Genomic DNA, 18890 nt, shown 5'->3' on the forward strand with positions numbered 1-18890 from the left:
CCGTTACTCCGTCAGTTCAATGATACGCGCGGCAATATCGTGATAGACTCCCAGCGGGTGATCACGGCGCACGACGGACAGCGGAATCTTGCCATTGTACCAAGCCTTCTGCATGTCTGTGACGGCAGGTACGGGCGCAAAAACCTCCATTTGTTCCCCGTACTCCTCCTTCATCTCCCGGAGCAGCGCTTGGTCCACCTGATGCTGGGCGTTGACGCGGGTCGGCAGCAGTCCCAGCACCTTCAACTCATTGTTCAGCCACTGTTGGGCCTCGGCAACCTCCGGCAGGAACATGGCGACGCCATATAGATCGAAACGGCCCGTGCTACAGGGGATCAAGACGTGCGTCGCCGCTGCCAGCGCGGAGGTGGTCATGATGCCCAGGTTCGGCGGGCAGTCGATCACGATGTAATCGTAATCCGTTCGCACACTCTCCAGGGCCAGCTTTAACCTCATCGGAGCGCCGGGGAGCACAGCAGAGGATTTCTCGGCACGGCTGAGGCGGGGACCCGCTGGCAGGACATCCAAGCCGTCCGCGGTGGTCACGATCACATCGACCAGCGGCGGCCGCCGATCCTCAAACAGCGCATCGTGAATGGTGAGCCGCTTCTCATCCAAGTCGACATGGTCAAGGCCGACAGCCATGGTTGCATTTGACTGCGGATCTCCATCGACGAGCAGGATCTTGTATCCGGCCTTCATCAGAGCATAGGCGATATTGACCGCGCTGGTAGTCTTAGCCACCCCGCCCTTCTGATTGGCAAAGGTAATGACACGGGCCCGTAACGTTCCATCTACCCAGCGCTGAACAACGTCTGGAACCGGCTCGCTGGCTTTCTCCCAGCGAGATATGCTGGTGTCATTGTACTTTCGGTCAGTTTGGCGCGAGATCTGACCAGCCAGCCGCTTCTGGGTCCAACCGCGACGCTTGCGGATGCGACCGATGCATTCAGAGTAGTTCATTATACACCCTCACGAAGCCTCAATCTCTTGTCCAAAATACACCATACTTTATGGAAACCGTAAAGTCAGTTTCTTGTTTGTTCTTCGTTTCCGGTGGCTGTCATCGGACGCGCGAAGCCGATGGTAGATTCCGCTCTGGATTCAACCATGCTATATCGAGGTTTCCCCACACCCGGAGGCATGCCATGTCGGACCGCACTTCCTATGATGTCCGATTTGCCGACGGCCAGGTCTTCAGCGGTTCCGACCGGAAGGTGAAAAGTGCCGCGTTCACGGGGGCCATGGTCGAGCATCACGGCCGCGTCAAAGGCGAAGGTGCAGTCTTCTGCCTTTGCCAAGGCGCCGACGTCACAAACACGAAGCTGTATATTTCCCGTCGGGAAAAGGGAGGAACCTACCACCTGGGCCGTTATCCCAACACTGGCCCTGCCCACACGACTGATTGCGAGTTCTGGGAGCTGCCGCGTGAGACGTCCGGCCTGGATGGCTATGACATCAGCGTAGTTCAGACGCTGGACGACGGTACGCTGAAGGTGAAGCTGCGGCGACCGCTGCGTCAGAACTTGCAGCCCAATGAAGCGCCGGCGACGCCGCCACCGGCGGGCACGCCAGCGACCGGACGCCGGTCCCAGACGGCGATGACCACGCGAGGTGCGCTGGATCTGCTCTGGCAAACTGCTGATCTTAACCACTGGCGGCCAGGGATGGCCGGAAAGAGGCATAGCGGTGTCGTCCACTATCATCTGGTCTTGGCCGCCCGAAAGGTGAAGGCGTCGAGGGACTTGATCGACGATGTGGCCGTTTTCGGATTCAATGACATGCCCAAGCCCCACTATGCGGATATGGCGCGTCGGAATGCCCGGGTGCTGGATAACCGTCATGCGGAATCCACCCCAAAGGAGCGGCGTCTGATCCTGGTGATCGGGACAATCAGCGGTGTGAAAGAGACCGTCACCGGCTATCGGATCGTGGTCGACGGCTTCGCGCATCAGCGCCTCAATCTGGAGGTATCCCTGAAGCTGTTGGACGGCCTCTCGCGCATGTTCCCGGTCTTTGGCCGCCTCAGAGCCGGCACGCTTTTTCCAGGGGAACGGGCGGTCGGTCTTTTCCACGCTCGCATTGAAGAAAGGCCCAAGGATGGTTGGACCAGGCTTGAGGCTGACGCCGGCGCCGTCATGGCCATCAGCGAGCAATGGATACCCGTGGAGAGTGCCTATGAGCTGACCATGGCCCAATTCCTGGTAGAGCAGCAGCGATCCTTTGTGAAGCCGTTGCGCTACGACGCGACAGAGGACGTCCTGTTCCCGGATTTCCTGTTGACCGACTGTGGGCCGCCCCTCCTTCCGGTCGAAGTGTGGGGCCGCGACGATGCGGATTATGACGCGCGCCGTCTGACGAAGATCGAGCAATACAAAGAGCTTTACCCCGATGCTCCCCTCTACGAGTGGGACGCCAGCAGGGATGACAAGCCCCCTGCCCTGCCGCCGAAGCGACTACGGAACGTGCGTCCCTGAGGCGTGATCACGGCGACCAAGGAACGAACCTAAGTGCGTTGTGGCCGGGTCGATCCGGCAGTTGATCAATCTCCGTCGCAATGTAGCGAGCATGGTCCTCCGCCCTCCCCCGCAGGATTGCTCCATGCAGGATGTCCGGGGGCCCAAGAGCAAGAGTGACCGTACTATCCCTGTAGTCGCTGCTCGCAATGGGGCGCTCGACAATTGCCAGGAAGCATATTTCTCCAATCTCAATATGGTACGGCGCAATGTAATGGCTGACATCATGACCGATGGGATCGGAATCGAACTGGAAACTGATTTCCAGTTCTGGACCAGCGACTACCCTACGGAACTGTTCTAAGCTGTATCTAGAATCGACGATTTGCATGACAGAGAGTTTTGGTTCCTTTGGTATTTGTGATGCTGGAGCTAGAGAAGATAATAACCTCAAGTATTCGTGCACCGACGACCACGTATCCGGCTTAATAGATGCATCAATGCCCATATGACCTTGGGAGACAACTCGTCCATTCAGCCAGACTTGAAGCGTAAGAGGATGGTGGCCGAGCCATGCCCGCAAGGTGGCGGCTTCAACAAGCTGGTTGAAAGAAAGGCCCATCTCTGTATCAACAGACACTGAAAAATCGCTGGTCGTTGAACCGCCCACCCGCAGGCCGATATTGAGGAACGGTGTGGTGATCCTGAGCTTCCAATACTCCCTAGGGAGATTGGGTATTGTCGGCGCATAAACTTCGCCGTCAAAGGATATCTGCTCCCGGGTATCTTTACGCCTCAGAACACAGGTGCATTCGGCTACTTTATGGGGACGAAAGGATACTAGGCCCTCTTTGCCCTCGATGATGGGGACGGTTCCCGCCAGGCCGAAGCGCGCGTCGCTCAACTGGAAGCTTCGGACGTCGATGGCGTCGATCAAACCCAGTGAGGCATCAACAAGCGTATGCGGATCAACATTGGGTCCCACTGTGAAGTTACCAACAGCAACCACGTCGTTATAGCCAGTGGCCGACACGGCAGCTTGCTTATCCTTCGTGTAGCAGTGGCCGAAGCTATCTACAGTCTCAACCATGAACTTCACGGCATCATTGTCGGCCCGATCCTCTTCGTCGAATTTAATGACGATCTGTCGGCGGTGTAAGTGCACCCCTTCCTTATGTGCCTGCCGGGCGGCCCCAAGTATCTGCTCAAAGAGGGGTTTCCAGATATGCTTGACGTAGATCGCTGGTTTTTCTGGACCGTCTTGAAAACCCACAAGTACAATAAAATAGGGCAGTGGGTGCTGCACGTACCTTAAAGCATTGGACAGTTTGATTCGGCATTGACGCTCCCGAGAGCGGCTCGACTTAACCTGGACCAACATAGCTGGGCCTGGCGGAGCTAAGTCTGGCGGCAGGGTACTCTCGCCCTGATCGAACTCGATGATGCAGTCCCAACCGAACCTGTCGCTGGTGGTGCGATTGACGTTGCCACCAACCAGCTGTGCGGCCCCTTTCAACATGGTTTCGGCTAAGCTGGCCCAGTCCGGTTCATAATGCCGCTTAATCATCCCGCTGCTCCTGTGCTGCAATCCGAGTGTTGGGGCAATTGCAGAAGCGGTCAACTCTGTCCCGGGAGTCCTATGCGCAGTGAGCGGGCAGGCGCGTCACGCACAGCGTGACCGGGCTCTATTCCGCGGCCACTGGCCGCTCCACGGAACCCCGCGGGCGGGTTTCCGCCCATTCGGGTGACGATCCCTCGCGGCACTTTGTCGAACGTTCGACAAGCCTTGGCACGGGGAGTGAAGCCGCGGGGGCAGAGTGGGAGGGCAGCAGGGAGGGGTGAACCTGGCGCGGGGCGAGAGAGCAACGCGCGGTTAGCCTGAGAAGGATACTCGCTATGAATGCCATGCACCCCCCCGGCAGCTTCAAGATCGACCCGACGCGCGGCACGATGAGCACGGCCGTCTCCAGCCAGTGGTGGAGCCGTCCCGAGGACCAGCGCTTCCTGGACCTGAATAGTCTCTACGATGCGGTCGATCGGCGCCGGCGGATAGCCGATGTACGTTCGGTGTCTGCGGACAAAATCCGGTTGGAGACCAGCCGCACCGACCCGGACAAGATTTCGCTCTATCTGCCGCAAGAGCAGAACCCCGTCGAACCGACGAATTGGTCCTTCGGGCAGTTGTGCAGCCTGGTGCAGGCCCCGGCGGGCTATCTGCGGGATCTACCGGCGACGCTGGCGGCAATCAATCTGCAGCACGGGCTGGTGTCTGATCGTCGCGAACTGATCAAGACAATGACGTTCGACGATGGAAGGCCCGAGCTTCGCTGTGCGACGTCGGAGACTTATGGCCGGGTCTGGGATGCCGAGCTGGTGGAGGCCATCCAGCGCATCGCCGGCAATGGTGTCGGGGATACGCGCTGGAAGGTGCCAGGCCAGATCGACTGGAGCAGCATGCGCTATAACCCCCACGTCGATATCACCAAGGACACGACGACGCTGTATGCCAGTGACCGCGATGTCTTCGTTTTCCTTGTCGACGACCAGAACCCCATCGAAGCGGGTCGCCTGCCGAACGGCGACCCCGACTATTATTTCAGGGGCTTCTACGCCTGGAATAGCGAGGTCGGGTCCCGTGCGCTGGGAATCGCCACCTTCTATCTGCGTGGAGTCTGCCAGAACCGCTGCATCTGGGGTATGGAGCAGTTCGAGCAGCTTCGGATCCGCCACACGAAATTCGCTGGGAGCCGCTTCAGCGCCCAGGCGGCCCCGGCGCTGGAGCACTTCGCCAACAGCAGCCCGCAGGGCTTCGTTCGCGGGATCAAGGCGGCCCGCGAGGCGGTGGTTGCGCGCACCGATGATGAGCGCCGTGACTTCCTGATCGGGCGGGGCTTCGGCGCCAGGGAGACCAGGGAAATCATTGAGACTGTGGTCCGGGAAGAGGGGCGGCCCCCCGAGAGCATTCTGGATTTTGTCCAGGGCATCACGGCCCGGGCACGTTCGGTTCCCCAGCAGGATGCGCGTCTGGACCAGGAGAAGCGGGCGCAGGCGCTCATGTCGCGCGTCAGCGCTTAAAAGGAGCCGCCACAATGGGAAACGCTGGTGCGCAAGGTGAGGCGGCTGAACGCCGTGAAGCGTATCAACGAGGATACGAGTTTGGAGCGTTCGCTGTGGAATGGGAGTTGAGGTGGGACCTGCACCGTGCCTTCGATGCTGGTCGCGAGGATGCAAGACACGGCTACCCGTCCGCAGTGCCCGGTATTCCAATGACCGGGTGCATGGGTGGTCCCCATGGGCATTTCACCTGAGACGATGAAACACCGCATTGGGCCGCAGGACGACAACGTTCTGCGGCCTTCGTCTTTTGGCAGGCCGGCGCATCTGTGGTTTGTCGAACGTTCGACAGACTGGGGCTGCGGGGTGAAGCTGCAAGGGAAGAGTGAGAGGGCGGCAGGAGCCGGGTGAAGGGCAGAAGTTGGGAGAGAGGCTCCCAGCGCCCAGATCCAGGAGCACGAAACATGAGCCGTCGTCGTACCGCCAAGCCGGCAATCGAAGCCAGCAACGTCATCGCCCTGCCACAGGCCACGAACGTTCCTTTCGATAGTTTGGTGCTGAGCCAGCGAAACGTCCGCAACATCCAGAACGGCGTCAGCATCGAGCAACTCGCGGCTGACATCAAACGCCGAGGACTGTTGCAATCGCTCAACGTCCGTATGGTGCCCAACGAAGACGGGTCACCCAGCGGTGTCTACGAAGTGCCAGCCGGTGGTCGTCGCTATCGCGCGCTTCAGCTCCTTGTCAGTGCCGGCGAGCTCGACCAGAAGTCGCTGATCCCGGTGGTCGTGAAAGTTGGCGGAAGTGCGGCAGACGACAGCTTCGCGGAGAATGCGATGCGCGTGCCTCTTCATCCGCTGGACCAGTTCCGCGCCTTTAAGACCTTGCGTGACGAAGGGCAGTCCGTCGAGGACATCGCCGCTACCCACTTCGTCACGGCAGAGATCGTCAAGCAACGTCTGAGACTGGCCGGGGTGGCGCCGGACATCCTCGATATGTACCAGGCGGGTGAGATCCAATTGGATCAGGTAATGGCCTTCGCACTGGCGGAGGACCAGGACCGCCAGCTTCAGGTATGGGAGACCATCCGCAACCTTGGTCACTTTGATCGGACGCCCCCGCAGATCCGCCGCCGCTTGATAGAGAAGTCGATCAAGGCTTCTGACAAGCGGGTACGGTTCGTCACGTTGGATGCATATGAGGCAGCCGGCGGACGTGTGGACCGTGACCTATTCTCGACCGAAGACGAGGCATGGTGCGTCGATGTCGTGTTGTTGAATGGGCTGGTCCAAGCGAAGCTGACAGAGGTCTCGGACACGCTGAAGGCCAAGGGATGGGCATGGGTTGAGGCTGCAACGGACTTCCCATTCGACGCGACTTACGGCCTCCGGCAGCTGGTCGCCGGCGGCCGAGATGAGTTGGAGCAGGAGCGGCTCATGGCGCTCAATGCGGAGCGCGACGAGCTTTTGGCGGAGGTTGACGCGGACGAGGACCTGGGTCCCGAGGCGGACGCCTACCTCGCCGAGCTGGAGGAAGAGATCCAGGCCTTGGAAGACAAGGGCGGGAGCTATCTGCCAGACGAGATGGTCATGGCCGGCTGCTTCGTGTCGATCACCCGCGAGGGCGAGCTGAACCTCCGCCAGGGCTTTGTCCGGCCGGAGGACGAAATTCAGGAGGAAGAGCCGGAAGCGGCGATCAGTGACGGGGCGGACGATGTGGGCGCGGATTGTCGAACGTTCGACAATGCGGCGGCCGTGCCCACCGGTGACCCCGAGGAGATGGAGAATGTCGAGCGGCCGCTGTCCAGCACGCTCGTCTCCGAGCTTGGTGCCACGCGAACCATCGGCATGCGCAATGCCTTCGCCCAGCATCCTGACGTCGCTTTCAACGTGATGTTGGCCCAACTCGTGGTCCGGCGATATGTGCGGCGGAGCAAGGACATGCTGGACGTTCGGGTCGGGGACGGCTATCTGCCGGTCACCGCTCCTGGGATGCAGGATCTGGACAGCGCCCTGGCGATCGAGGAGCGCGACCAGCACTGGCGGAGCCAGGTGCAGACTGATGACGTGTTGGCCTGGGTCGAAGGCCTGGAAATGGACGCCAAGTTTGCGCTGCTGGCGCACCTCTTGAGCTATGGGATCACCGTCGCCGCTCGGCGTGATGCCGCCGCACCCGCCGATCCCATCGCCGAACGCATTGCCTTCGACATGTCCAGCGAGTGGCGGCCGACAAGAGCGAACTACCTGGAGCGGGTCACGAAGGGGCACATCCAGAGCGCTGTTCGCGAGGCGTGTGGGGCTGATATGGCCGGGCGCATTGAGCATATGAAGAAGGGGCCGATGGCGGCGGAGGCGGAGCGCCTGCTTGCGCACACCGGCTGGGTTCCCCTGGCCCTGCGCCTTGGGCCGGACGCGGTTGAGATCGAGACGGCGTCAGAGGACGAGGAGGACGCGTTGCCCGCTTTCCTGTCGGGTGATGCCGATGGTGCCGATGACGCGGAGGCGGCTCCCGTCGAGGGTCTGCCCCCTGCGATCGCCGCTGAATGAGTGGCTGGCCCGGCCGCGCGAAAGCAGGTCGGGCCCCGTTCCCTTTGAAGAACTGTCCAGACAGGAGGCCATCATGGGCGCTTCCATCATCTTCGAAATGCAGGCCATCCAGTTCCCGGAAGGCATTCCCCACGTCTCCGCGTGGGAAGGTTCTACGACACAGTATCTGCTTCTCGCGCAGATCGGTTGCAGCAATGTCTTCGACGTCAGCAATCGGCGGGCGCGGCGCTGGCAAGCTGTTGCGTTCGGGGCGCGCTATGAGGTCATCGCCGAGATGACCAAGATTGCGGCCGACGCGGCCGGCGGCATGCTGCGCCTCGGGGGCATGCGACAGACGACGCCGGAGGCCATCATCCGCCAGACGCGCACGCGACTGACCACGGCGATCCTCCCCGAAGAGGCCCGTCAGCGCAGCATGGCAGTGTCAGGAACGGTGACGCTGGCCGATGGCTTTCAGCCAAGCGCCCATAAGCGCGAGGATTTTGCGATCCTCACCGCCAGGGATAGCGAGCCGGTCACGGACAGGCCAGTGGCGCACAGGCGCTGGACCTTCGATCTTCTGGACCGTGACGAACTGGGCCGCTGGATATGCTGCCGATCCTTGGAACAAGAGAGCTATCCGGGAGGCGTCCGGGCATCCGACGTCTGGCGGCAGATCGACCTGCGGCCAGGGCCAACCTTGGCGGCGTGACGCTGCGGTGGCGGCAGAGTGGGAGGACGGCAGGGAGGGGGTGAGCCGGTACCGCTGGAGGGTGCCGGCACTCCATTCCGAGGACGCCAACATGATCGCCACTCCCCTGCCCGCTTCGCCGCTGCTGAATGCCGCACGTCGGATCCTGAACACCCTGAATGTCGGCGGCCGCGTCGATGCCGTCATTCTGCGGGCAGCCATGGAAGATGCCCATGGCGGATCGGACGCCCAGGGCCTGTGGGACTGGAAGTCGGCCTATGATGCCTGTGAAGCCGCCCTTGTCCTGTTCCTGGACAAGCATGGGCCCGGCATGTTGCGGCGCGCCGGCGAGCAAGTGGCCATGCTCCCCATGTTGGAGCGTCTGGCCAAACTGCTGCCAACCCAGACCCGCAGGTCGGAGGAGAGCCAGCTCCGCCAGCAGTTCTCCACTCCCCTGCCCCTGTCCCTGGCTTGCGCGGCCGCAGGCGATCTGCGGTCGTCGGACGTCGTCTTGGACCCATCGGCAGGGACCGGGCTGCTGGCCATCCATGCCCGCGTCGCCGGCGCCCGCCTTATCCTGAACGAGCTCGCCGATGGGCGCAGGCGTCTGCTACAGGGGCTGTTTCCCACTTCGGCAGTCTTCGGGCACGATGCCGGCCAGATCGACGACTTGCTGCCGCAGGACCTGCGGCCGAGCGTCATTCTGATGAACCCGCCGTTCAGTGTGACCGCGGGCGGCCGCCACGCCAGTGACGTCGGCCTGGTACATATCCTCGCGGCCCTGCACCGGCTGCTTCCTGGCGGCCGCCTGGTTGCACTGACCGGTATCAACCAGTGTCCCACGAACCCGGCCTTTGCAGACATCTTCTCGCGGATCCGCGACATTGGCAGCATCACGTTCTCTGCCCCCCTGCCCGCTTCCGCCTTTGCGGCCCATGGGACCAATGTGGATACAAGGCTGACCGTGATTGACCGCGTGACACCCAGGTCGGCCCAGGAGTGCATGATCGACCAGGTGCAGGATCTGCGGCAACTGTTCGCGGTCATGGCCCAGACCCTGCCAGCCAGGGCGGAGCTGTCGATGCCGAGCGGCAACGGTGCGCCATCGGCACGCGCTGCGGCTATCCCGCAGCGCTGTCAGGTCCAGCGTAGGGCGGTGCGACCGACGCCGGCGCCGGCTGGCGTGGAGTTGGTCTATGTCCCGGCCGACGAACAGGCGACCAGTACCGAGCGGGAGGGCGATGTCTATCAGCCGTATGTCATACAGTCGATCCGGATCCCCGGCGCCCATCAGCATCCCGACAAACTGGTCCAATCGGCGGCCATGGCGGCCGTGGCGCCGCCGGTGCCCACCTATCGACCCCATCTCCTGCCCCATGTCGTCGGTGCCGGGAAGCTGTCGGGACCCCAGCTCGAAACCGTGATCTATGCCGGCGAAGCGCATGGTCAGCTTTTGGGGGGCTGGTGGAAGGCTGACGAGACGTGTGACAACGTGCGTTTGGTGCCGGAGGGCACTGAAGGCGCGGTGCAGTATCGCCGCGGCTATTTCATCGGCGATGGCACGGGCGCGGGCAAGGGCCGCCAGGTTAGCGGCATCCTGCAGGACAATTGGCTGAAGGGCCGGCGTCGGCACCTCTGGCTGTCCCTGTCGGATAAGCTCCTGGTGGACGCACAGCGGGATTGGACTGCCTTGGGTATGGAAAAGCTCCTGGTCACGCCGCTGGCCAATTTCGCGCCTGGAACGGCGATCACCCTCGCGGAGGGCATTCTTTTTGTTCCATACGCCACCCTGCGGTCCGGCTCTGGCGTCGTAGGCCGCTCGCGGCTCGCGCAGATCCTGGACTGGCTGGGGCCTGACTTTGACGGTGTGATTGCACTCGACGAGGCACATGCGCTGCAGAATGCTATCACCATCGAAAACGAAGATGAGCGGGCCAGCGACCCGTCCCAACAAGGGCGTGTGGGCTTGCAGCTCCAGCATGCACTGCCCAACGCGCGTGTAGTCTATGTATCGGCTACGAGCAGCACGTCGGTGGTGAAGTTCGCCTACACGCAGCGCCTGGGCCTTTGGGGTGGCGAGGATGCGCCCTTCCCAACGCGCTCGGCCTTTATTTCAGCGATCGAGGACGGCGGTGTTGCGGCGATGGAGGTGCTGGCACGCGATCTCAAGGCTTTGGGGCTGTACTGTGCCCGGAGCCTGAGCTTCGAGGGTGTCGAGGTGGAGCCGATGGTTCATGACCTCACACCCGAGCAGATCCGCATCTACGATGCCTATGCCGACGCATTCGTGGTTATCCATCAGAACCTGGAGGCGGCTCTCATGTCGGCCGGTGTTGTTGACCGGGACGGCACGACGCGCAACCGGGCCGCACTTGCGGCTGCGCGCAGCGCCTTTGAGAGCACGAAGATGCGGTTCTTCGCCGCCCTGATCGGCGGGATGGCCGTGCCGACGCTCATCAAAGCGATGGAGGACGACTTCGCCCATGGGCGCGCGCCTGTCATCCAACTGGTCAGCACCGGAGAGGCGTTGATGGAACGACGGCTCGCGGAGATCTCGCCAGAAGATTGGCATGATCTCCAGGTTGACGTGACGCCCCGCGAGTACGTCCTGTCTTATCTGACCGCAGCCTTTCCCACGCAGCTCCACCGCGAGGTCAAGACAGCCGCCGGCGCCGTGGTCTCGGTGCCTGTTACCCAGGACGGCACGATCGTCCATTGTCAAGAGGCGCTGCGTCAGCGCCAGCAGCTGGTGGAGCAGATCGCCGCCCTGCCCCCGGTCATTGGTGCCCTGGACCAGATCATCCAGTATTTCGGGACCGATGTGGTGGCGGAGGTCACCGGTCGTCAGCGCCGCATCGTGCGGGATGGCCACAAGCTGCGGGTCGAAAGCCGGTCGGGCATGGCCAATCTGGAGGAGGCCGACGCCTTCATGGGACGCCGCAAGCGGGCGTTGATGTTCAGTGAAGCCGGTGGCACTGGCCGCTCATACCATGCGGACCTTGCCTGCGCGAACCAGGACCAGCGGGTGCATTACCCGTTCGAACCTGGCTGGCGGGCCGACGTCGCGGTTCAGGGGCTCGGGCGAACGCATCGGACGAACCAAGCCATGCCACCCATCGTCAGGCCCTTGGCGACCAATGTGGCGGCGCAAAAGAGGTTCCTGAGCACGATCGCTCGGCGTCTGAATGCCCTGGGCGCTCTTACCAAAGGGCAACGCCAGACTGGTGGTCAGGGGCTGTTTCGGCCCGAAGATGACCTGGAAACACACTATGGCCGGGATGCCCTGCGACAACTCTACCGCCAGCTCGTCGATGGCCAGGTCGCCGGCGTCAGCATTGGGGCGTTCGAGGCGATGACCGGGCTGAAACTGACGACAAAGACGGGCATGAAGGACGAACTGCCGCCGATCACGACGTTTCTGAACAGGCTGCTGGCCCTGCCCATCGCCATGCAGAACGACATCTTCGCGGTCTTCCAGGCTGGGATCGAGGCGCGCATAGAGGCCGCAATCGCTGCGGGGACCTATGACGCCGGCGTCGAAGTCCTGCGGGCAGATAGCTTCACCGTCCAGCGCCGGGAGACCATTGCGGTGCATGCCGCCACCGGTGCCCGCACCGAACTGGTGCAGGTCCTGGAGCGCCGCCACGCTGAGATTGTCAGCATTGAGACGGTTCTGCATCGCCTAGTGCGGGGTGATGGTCGCGCCATGATCAATGACCGCACCGGTCGGGCGGCATTGGTGGTCGACGCGCCGACGCTTATGGCCAAGGACGGGAGCTTTCCGCCCAGGCTCCGCCTCATCCGGCCGGCAGAGACCGAGCATATGGCGGTCGCCCAGCTTGCCGAGACCTACTGGCGCGAGGTGGAGGTGGCCGAGTTCCGGGCCGCCTGGACTGCCGAATGCGCTGAACTCCCGCTGTATGTCGAACAGTCGCGGTACATGGTGGTTGGCCTGCTCCTGCCGATCTGGCGCGAACTGCCTGGGTGGACCACGGCGGTCTACCGTCTCACCACCGACGATGGCGAGCGTCTGCTTGGTCGACAGGTACCGCCCGGTTGGCGCAGCTTCAGCGACAGTCCGGTTGTGGCTGTCGACCCTTCCAGTCATTGGGACGATATCCGCACCGGTCGCCTTGCACTCGAACTGGTCCAGGGCCTGTTGGTGCGACGCGTGAAGGTGATGCACGAAGGCCGCATCGAGATCTCGGGCTGGTCGGATACCGACCGCGAGTGGCTGAAAGCCGCCGGCTGCATGTCGGAGATCATCTCGCACCGGTTGCGCTTCTTCATTCCGATCGACAAGCCGGAGGTGCTGTTGGCAATCGTGCGCCGGCATCCCGTGGCGCGGGTCATCGACGAGAAGGCAGCGGCGTAGTGGGGTAGGGCAGGGGAGCGGTCTCATCCGGAGGCCGCTCCGCTCGCCTTCTGGAGGGCGAACGGACGCCTCTCCCTGCCTTCGGCGCAACCTGGTTGGAGGAGCTATTTTCCGCCGCTGGATTTGTCGAACGTTCGACAAATCCAGCTTTGCATCGCGAAGCAAAATAGCTCCTCCAACCAGGTCCTCCGCTGAAGCTACGGCCGCCAGAGGCGGTGCGCAGCCGGACAGGGGAGGCGTTGCCCGTCGCCACGAAGGCCGCGCAGAGCGGCTGTAGATGGAGACGCCAAAATGCCCGATATCCACACCGCCACCGCCCGTTTCTGCGACGATGCCGAGCTTTTCGGGTTGCGCCCCGGCGATGACGAGATCGACACCCGACCGATGCCCGAGGATGACCGCTCCCTTGGTGCTGTCCATGACATGGTGGATGCCGTGGTGGCCACACTCCAGGGCACGCGGATGGAACCGGACATTGAGGAACTCGTGTCGGGGATCGTGAACATCTTCCATCGCTACGCCGCCCGGCTGGAGGTCCAGTTGGACCGCAACGAACTTGACCAGCGGGCCGCCCAGGAGCGCCAAGATGGGTCGGAGGTCGCCGCCACCGAGTTGGAGAAGCTGATCGCCATTGGGCGGACCATGATCGAGCGCCGCAACTGGATGGAGGCCATGCGTGACGAGGCGGCCGAGCTGTTCGAGGTTCACACGGGCAGCGTCTGGCGGCCCCGCACCGGGAGCCAGGTCAACAACAGGCACATGACCGCTGCTTATCTGGACAGCAAGGAGTTCATCGCCGCGAGGCGCACGGCCCAGACACAAACCATGGTTCCCACTGGCACCAAGATCGCCGTGATCGGTGGGCCGGAGTACCAGGATGTCGATGCCTTGTTCAACCGACTGGATCTGATCCGCAAACGCTATCCCGACATGGTCCTGCTCCATGGCGGGGCGAAGGGCGCCGAACTGATCGCGGATCGGTGGGCGGCCAACCGCGGCGTGACCCGCATTCCCTTCAAGCCGGACTGGAACCGTCACAAGGGTGCGGCACCCTTCAAGCGCAATGATCTGCTCCTGGCCGAAATGCCCCAGGGCGTTGTGCTCTTTAATGGTGGAGGTGTGATCGGCAACCTGTTCGATGGGTGCCGTCGCCGTGGCATCAGCGTCTGGGACCTGCGCACGGAGGGGGGGGCGTGAAGTCCCCTTGTTCCTGCGACCGTCGTCGGTGGTTGGTCGACGGTCGCGAGCGACCGATGGGAGGGTCGTGGGCCGCCCCTCCCCAAACCCGACCCCGCCGCAGCACATCTGCTGCTATCAGCTGCCTGCCTTTGTCGGCAGTGGCGGGTTGCTTTTCCAGACATTCGTCGGCGGCGGTGGCACTGGCTCCGGGCGGGGAGGGGGAGGGGGAGGCGGTGACTGGCTCATGGTCGCCCTTCGGGATCGGAATGACCTTGGGTGGGCAATGTGGCACCTTCAGGCGCGGGTGTCAGCGTTTGCCCTGGTATATCCTTGCACCCCAGGGGCTGGTTTCCAGTGTCAACGGTGCCGGAGGAACTGGTTCCTTCCGCTGGAACACAGGTCCCCGGCGAACGTCCGTCTGGATCTGGAACTTGCCGCTCAAGCTCGCCAGCCGTTGCCTCTGACGTTCCGACAACTTCAGACGAAACTCCTTTGCGCTGCTCATCTCGGGTCCTTTCCTCACGCTCCAAGAAGATAATAGCACTGATCAACAGGGTCGCACAGACCACCGCTGCCGTCAGTAGGCTGAACATCCGGGCGCGGAGTGCCAGCCGATAGACATTGATCCCGCGTAGCTCCTGCGCATACGCCGCCAGTTGTTCCGTGATGTCACGGCGCACGCTGGCGCGAACAGCTTCAGCCCGCCTTTTGTCCTCAGCAATGTCGTTATAGGTCTCCTCCAAGCGTCTGGCATGAGCGATCAGGTCCTTCTCCGGCATGAGCAGGTCCTGGGACTGTCGCTTCGTGGCCAAGAACATCAGGATGATGATCGCGACCAGGGCGACTCCAATCAAGCCCACCAGACCCAGGATCACCCAAAGCAGCAACCCAGGTTCAGCTTTTGATATGGGTTCACGGGTCAGCCCGAGCAAGGCCAATAGCGCCGCCATGGAAGTAGCGAAGAACGGCAGCGAGCGGACCACGTTCTCTTCCTGGTCCAGCTCGCGCTTGAGCCCGTCCAGGATGGTCTTCTCCACATATTCCGCCACCTCCGGGAGGAGGGGCGGTTTCGGAACCCGCATCTCAGGAACTTCGCCCGTTGGGGCGGCTTGATTATCGGGTTCTGACATGGCCGGTCGGTGTTGGAAGGCGGGAAAGCAAGTATGAAGGAAGAGGGCAGGGGGCGTCACCGCCCAAATGGGCGGTGATCGCGGCGCTGGCGCCGCGACCTGCGGTACCAGTCCTAAGGGTCCAGCGCGCCCCTTCGGGACACCCTAGACCCCAAGGACTGCCAAGCCCCGGCAAAGCCGGGTCTCGGGCTGGCGCGTAGGGCAGGCGGGCCGGGCGGATCGGTGGTCAGATATTCTTAGGGGCCAGAGCCGGCGTCGATGTCGATCCCGCCCAGTTTCTCAGCCCGCTCCAGCTCATCCAGCTCTCGAAGCACCAGATCCCGGATGAAAACAGTTTTCCTACCGGGGCCGGCAACCTTGTCCAGCCGCTCCTTGGTGCCGGGCGGCAGGGGGAGCAAGAGCCTCTCCGTCTGTTTGCGTGGCTTGGCCATGGGCCTTGATAGCCGGACCACATCCGACGGTGCAACTCCCATGTGTGACAAGGGCTTACAGGGGCCAGGCCGAGCCTGTGGTTGCAAATACGGTATATACCGAATTGTCACGGAATGCTTTTACGGTATATACCGAAAAGACCAATGCAGCGATCTTCGCATATCCTGTCCGGGCGCCACTCGCCCCATCCTGGAGGTTCCATGGCAATGCCTACTGAAACGCGTCACTGTCCGACCTGTGGCCAGCCGCTGGCCCAAGACCAGATGCTGAACACCTCACTGGGGCCGGTGCCGGCGAGCGCATTGCGGCCGCAGGGCTGCAAGCAACTCTCGCCACGTCAACGCCAGATCTTGGGCCTGATGGCCCAGGGGCTGCCCAACAGGGCGATCGGAGACGCCATGGACATCACAGAGGGCACCGTTAAGATCCAGATCACCGCCATCTTTAAGGCTCTGGGCGTGAAGAACCGGACGCAAGCCATTGCCATGGCGCCCACGGTCGCCTCTACCCCTGTCAAGGCACCAGAGGAATGAAGGAAGTCCCTCTGCCCTTGGGATATGGGCCAGCACGCGTCCGTCACCGCAAGGAGGTAGACGCCCGGCCGGAGGCGATCGATCTCCATCAGGCGGTGGTGGCCCTGCGCCATAGCGGGAAGGCCGTCTATCGATCCGGTGCGAACCACAAGGTCGATGGTGCAGTGCTCACCTATCAAGAGCTGCTGCGGCTGCATGCGGCAATCCCCCCGAAGGACGCCCACCGTCGGCAGCCGCGGACATCTACGCCGCCGGGGGCACCGGTGCCAGGGGCCAGTCGGCAGCTCAGCCTCTTCGGGTAGAGTTGGAGGGCAGTCAGGGAGGAGGTGACCCCTTCCTGGAGTGAGAGAGATGGACTGTCAGCTTCCCATCACAATGATCGACTTGGCCAAGAACGCGGCCCCGGATCGCATGACCGACGATCAACTCCTCATGGAGATGGCATTCGCCCTTGGGATCGACGCCGGCCCCTGCCAGACGCTGGGTGACCTCTGGGGAATGTTTTCAGCGACGGATCTCCAGCTCGTTCTCGCCGGCTTCACAGCGGCAGATGTTGCACGGGTCCGCCTGCTCCAGACAGTTTGTCGGCGGGTGAGGGTCCGCGAACTGGTTGGCAAACCGGTGCTGTCATCCTGGCAGAAGCTGCTGGACTATGTCGCCCTGGCTTATGCCGGCCAAACGGTCGAAAGTTTTCGCGTCCTATTCCTCGACCGCAAGAACGGGCTTATGCTCGACAAGGAAGTTCAGCGTGGTACGGTCGACCACACTCCCTGCTACCCTCGCGAGCTTGCTCGGTTATCGCTGCTCGTAGAATGCGCGGCCGTGATCCTGGTTCATAATCATCCAAGTGGGGCGCCAGACCCAAGCCGGGCCGATATCGACATGACGCGCTCTGTAGATGCCGCTCTGAAGGCATTGGGGATTGTTCTCCATGACCACATCATCGTTGGGGCGGGTGGGGCCTATACCAGCTTCAAATCGTCCGGCTTGCTATGACGGGGGCCGGGCAATGAGGCAAGATGCGCCATCGCCGCTGCCACTTCTCCGTATTGGGGACGCGGTGGAGGTTTACAGCTTCGGCGTTCACCCGGGCGTGATCACAGGCTTCGCACCAGTCGTCACCATCCAGGGTCGCACCATTTCGCGCACCGGCTGGGTCCGCGTTCATCTCCAGGATGGCCGCATATGGAACGGCACCGTCTCCGATTTCGCCCCTGTAGAGGGTGGGTTGCCACCGTTTTGATTGTCGAACGTTCGACATAACGTAGACAGGAACATTGTTATGAACCGGATCGTCATCACGATGGACGGTGGGCTGATCCAGCATATCTGCTCGGATCGCCCTGCGGACATCCAGGTCATTATCGTCGACTTTGACGTGCAGGGCACCGAGGAGAAAACGGTGCGTGTGAATTTCTCCGATGGAGCCAGCGAAGAGGCGCTGGTCTCCATCTATCCGGTTGAGGTTGGAGACACCTGGTTGGATACGGCTCAGGTTCTGGCGACCGCCGAGGGAGGACTATCCGGTGAGTAAAGACGAAACCGGGCAAGCCGCTCGCACCATAATGCGCAGTTCCCGCCGGGACGTGCGAAACCCCGTCCTGCGGCTGCCTGCAACGCCGGGAATGATCGAAGAGATCCCGCCAGACATCCGCCGTCAGCTGGGAACCCTCTTGCGCCAACTCGCCGACCAAGCCGCCGCCGAAGGTGAAAAATGCTGGCGCGGCGGGAAGGCGATGATGGGTGCCTATTGGCGGGTGGTTGCCGTCTATTCGAAACACATCGCGCATGCCATCGATCCCCGCAGCACCGTGAGAAAGGTCGGACACGATGTATCTACACTGTAGACACCGGCGCCTATACGGTTGTATCGTCAATGTAGATACGGCCTTGGAGGAAATGATGCATGCGTCCCTTGCCCAGTGGGGCAACAGCCTCGCGATCCGGATTCCGAAAGCAGTCGCTGAGCAGTTGAACCTGTCGGCGGGAAGCGACGTCAACATGGAGGTGTCAGGGGCTGGGCTCGTGATCACGGCCGCGCGGCCGCGCTATACGCTGGAAGAACTGGTGGCCTTGATGACGCCGGAGAATTTGCCGGATGAAACCTTTGACGTGCGGCCAGTGGGCGCGGAGGTGGTTGAATGGGACCCCATGTGAAGACCACCGTTGATCGGGGCGATCTGATTTGGATCGACTTCGACCCTCAAGCGGGAAGCGAACAGGCTGGTCGTCGTCCTGCTCTGGTAATCTCCCCGCGGGTCTATAATTCCAAAAGCCGTGTCATCATCGTTTGTCCGATCACCACCAAGGTGAAGGGATTTCCGTTCGAGGTCATGTTGCCCGCCGGTGCAGCCGTCAAGGGCGCAGTACTGGCCGACCACATCAAGAGCATGGACCATGCGGCACGTGATTTGGAACTGATCGGCAGGGCGCCGCAGAGTGTCGTAGACGAGGTGCTGGCGCGGGTGGCACCGCTGGTGAGCTGAGGCTGGGCTGCATCATTGTCGAACGTTCG

16 protein-coding genes are annotated in these 18890 nt (G+C 62.3%); 12 read left to right on the forward strand and 4 right to left on the reverse strand.

What is annotated here, in order from left to right; all coding sequences use genetic code 11:
- Positions 1–3: 3 nt before the first annotated feature.
- Complete coding sequence (locus Q0072_RS20290; protein WP_298333578.1) at positions 4–963, reverse strand: AAA family ATPase; 960 nt, start codon at positions 961–963, stop codon at positions 4–6.
- 185 nt (positions 964–1148) lie between these two features.
- Here Q0072_RS20290 and Q0072_RS20295 point away from each other — a divergent pair, with 185 nt between their 5' ends.
- Entirely contained in the window at positions 1149–2477 is a 1329-nt protein-coding gene (locus Q0072_RS20295) for a DUF1173 family protein (protein WP_298333580.1), read from the forward strand.
- 7 nt (positions 2478–2484) lie between these two features.
- Here the strand turns inward: Q0072_RS20295 and Q0072_RS20300 are convergent, their stop codons facing one another.
- Entirely contained in the window at positions 2485–4023 is a 1539-nt protein-coding gene (locus tag Q0072_RS20300; RefSeq protein WP_298333583.1) for a hypothetical protein, read from the reverse strand.
- Between the two features lie 329 nt (positions 4024–4352).
- Here Q0072_RS20300 and Q0072_RS20305 point away from each other — a divergent pair, with 329 nt between their 5' ends.
- From Q0072_RS20305 to Q0072_RS20325, 5 genes are all read left to right on the forward strand, one after another.
- Positions 4353–5531, forward strand: coding sequence for a DUF932 domain-containing protein (locus tag Q0072_RS20305; RefSeq protein WP_298333585.1), 1179 nt, complete (start codon positions 4353–4355; stop codon positions 5529–5531).
- Positions 5532–5974: 443 nt separating this feature from the next.
- Positions 5975–8056 (forward strand): ParB/RepB/Spo0J family partition protein, encoded by a 2082-nt coding sequence (locus tag Q0072_RS20310; RefSeq protein ID WP_298333587.1) that lies wholly within the window; start codon positions 5975–5977, stop codon positions 8054–8056.
- A gap of 73 nt (positions 8057–8129) precedes the next feature.
- On the forward strand, positions 8130–8747 hold the full coding sequence (locus Q0072_RS20315; RefSeq protein ID WP_298333590.1) for a hypothetical protein: 618 nt from the start codon (positions 8130–8132) through the stop codon (positions 8745–8747).
- Positions 8748–8838: 91 nt separating this feature from the next.
- A complete protein-coding gene (locus Q0072_RS20320) occupies positions 8839–13101 on the forward strand; it encodes a bifunctional class I SAM-dependent methyltransferase/DEAD/DEAH box helicase (protein WP_298333592.1) in 4263 nt (1420 codons plus the stop codon).
- Between the two features lie 291 nt (positions 13102–13392).
- Positions 13393–14298, forward strand: coding sequence for a DUF2493 domain-containing protein (locus Q0072_RS20325; protein ID WP_298333593.1), 906 nt, complete (start codon positions 13393–13395; stop codon positions 14296–14298).
- Positions 14299–14522: 224 nt separating this feature from the next.
- On the opposite strand, the gene Q0072_RS20330 is transcribed toward Q0072_RS20325, so the two are convergent.
- Both Q0072_RS20330 and Q0072_RS20335 read right to left on the reverse strand, forming a co-directional pair.
- Positions 14523–15410, reverse strand: a complete 888-nt coding sequence (locus Q0072_RS20330; RefSeq protein WP_298333595.1) for a hypothetical protein — start codon at positions 15408–15410, stop codon at positions 14523–14525.
- A gap of 236 nt (positions 15411–15646) precedes the next feature.
- Positions 15647–15808, reverse strand: a complete 162-nt coding sequence (locus Q0072_RS20335; protein WP_298333597.1) for a hypothetical protein — start codon at positions 15806–15808, stop codon at positions 15647–15649.
- Positions 15809–16042: 234 nt separating this feature from the next.
- Between Q0072_RS20335 and Q0072_RS20340 the strand changes: the two genes are divergently transcribed.
- The 6 genes from Q0072_RS20340 (at position 16043) to Q0072_RS20365 (ending at position 18861) form a co-directional block, all read left to right on the forward strand.
- A complete protein-coding gene (locus tag Q0072_RS20340; RefSeq protein WP_298333599.1) occupies positions 16043–16375 on the forward strand; it encodes a response regulator transcription factor in 333 nt (110 codons plus the stop codon).
- 351 nt (positions 16376–16726) lie between these two features.
- Positions 16727–17371, forward strand: a complete 645-nt coding sequence (gene radC, locus Q0072_RS20345; RefSeq protein WP_298333601.1) for a RadC family protein — start codon at positions 16727–16729, stop codon at positions 17369–17371.
- A 286-nt stretch (positions 17372–17657) separates the two neighbouring features.
- Entirely contained in the window at positions 17658–17909 is a 252-nt protein-coding gene (locus tag Q0072_RS20350) for a hypothetical protein (RefSeq protein WP_298333603.1), read from the forward strand.
- Entirely contained in the window at positions 17902–18222 is a 321-nt protein-coding gene (locus Q0072_RS20355) for a hypothetical protein (RefSeq protein WP_298333605.1), read from the forward strand. The genes Q0072_RS20350 and Q0072_RS20355 overlap by 8 nt, the downstream gene beginning before the upstream one ends.
- Before the next feature lie 52 nt (positions 18223–18274).
- On the forward strand, positions 18275–18532 hold the full coding sequence (locus Q0072_RS20360) for an AbrB/MazE/SpoVT family DNA-binding domain-containing protein (RefSeq protein ID WP_298333607.1): 258 nt from the start codon (positions 18275–18277) through the stop codon (positions 18530–18532).
- The gene (locus Q0072_RS20365; protein WP_298333609.1) at positions 18529–18861 is read left to right on the forward strand and encodes a type II toxin-antitoxin system PemK/MazF family toxin; all 333 of its coding nucleotides are present in this window, start codon (positions 18529–18531) and stop codon (positions 18859–18861) included. Before Q0072_RS20360 ends, Q0072_RS20365 begins: the two co-directional genes overlap by 4 nt.
- The last annotated feature ends 29 nt before the right edge of the window (positions 18862–18890 follow it).

Origin of the sequence: Asticcacaulis sp. (assembly GCF_027484505.1) — a bacterium.
GTDB lineage: Bacteria > Pseudomonadota > Alphaproteobacteria > Caulobacterales > Caulobacteraceae > Asticcacaulis.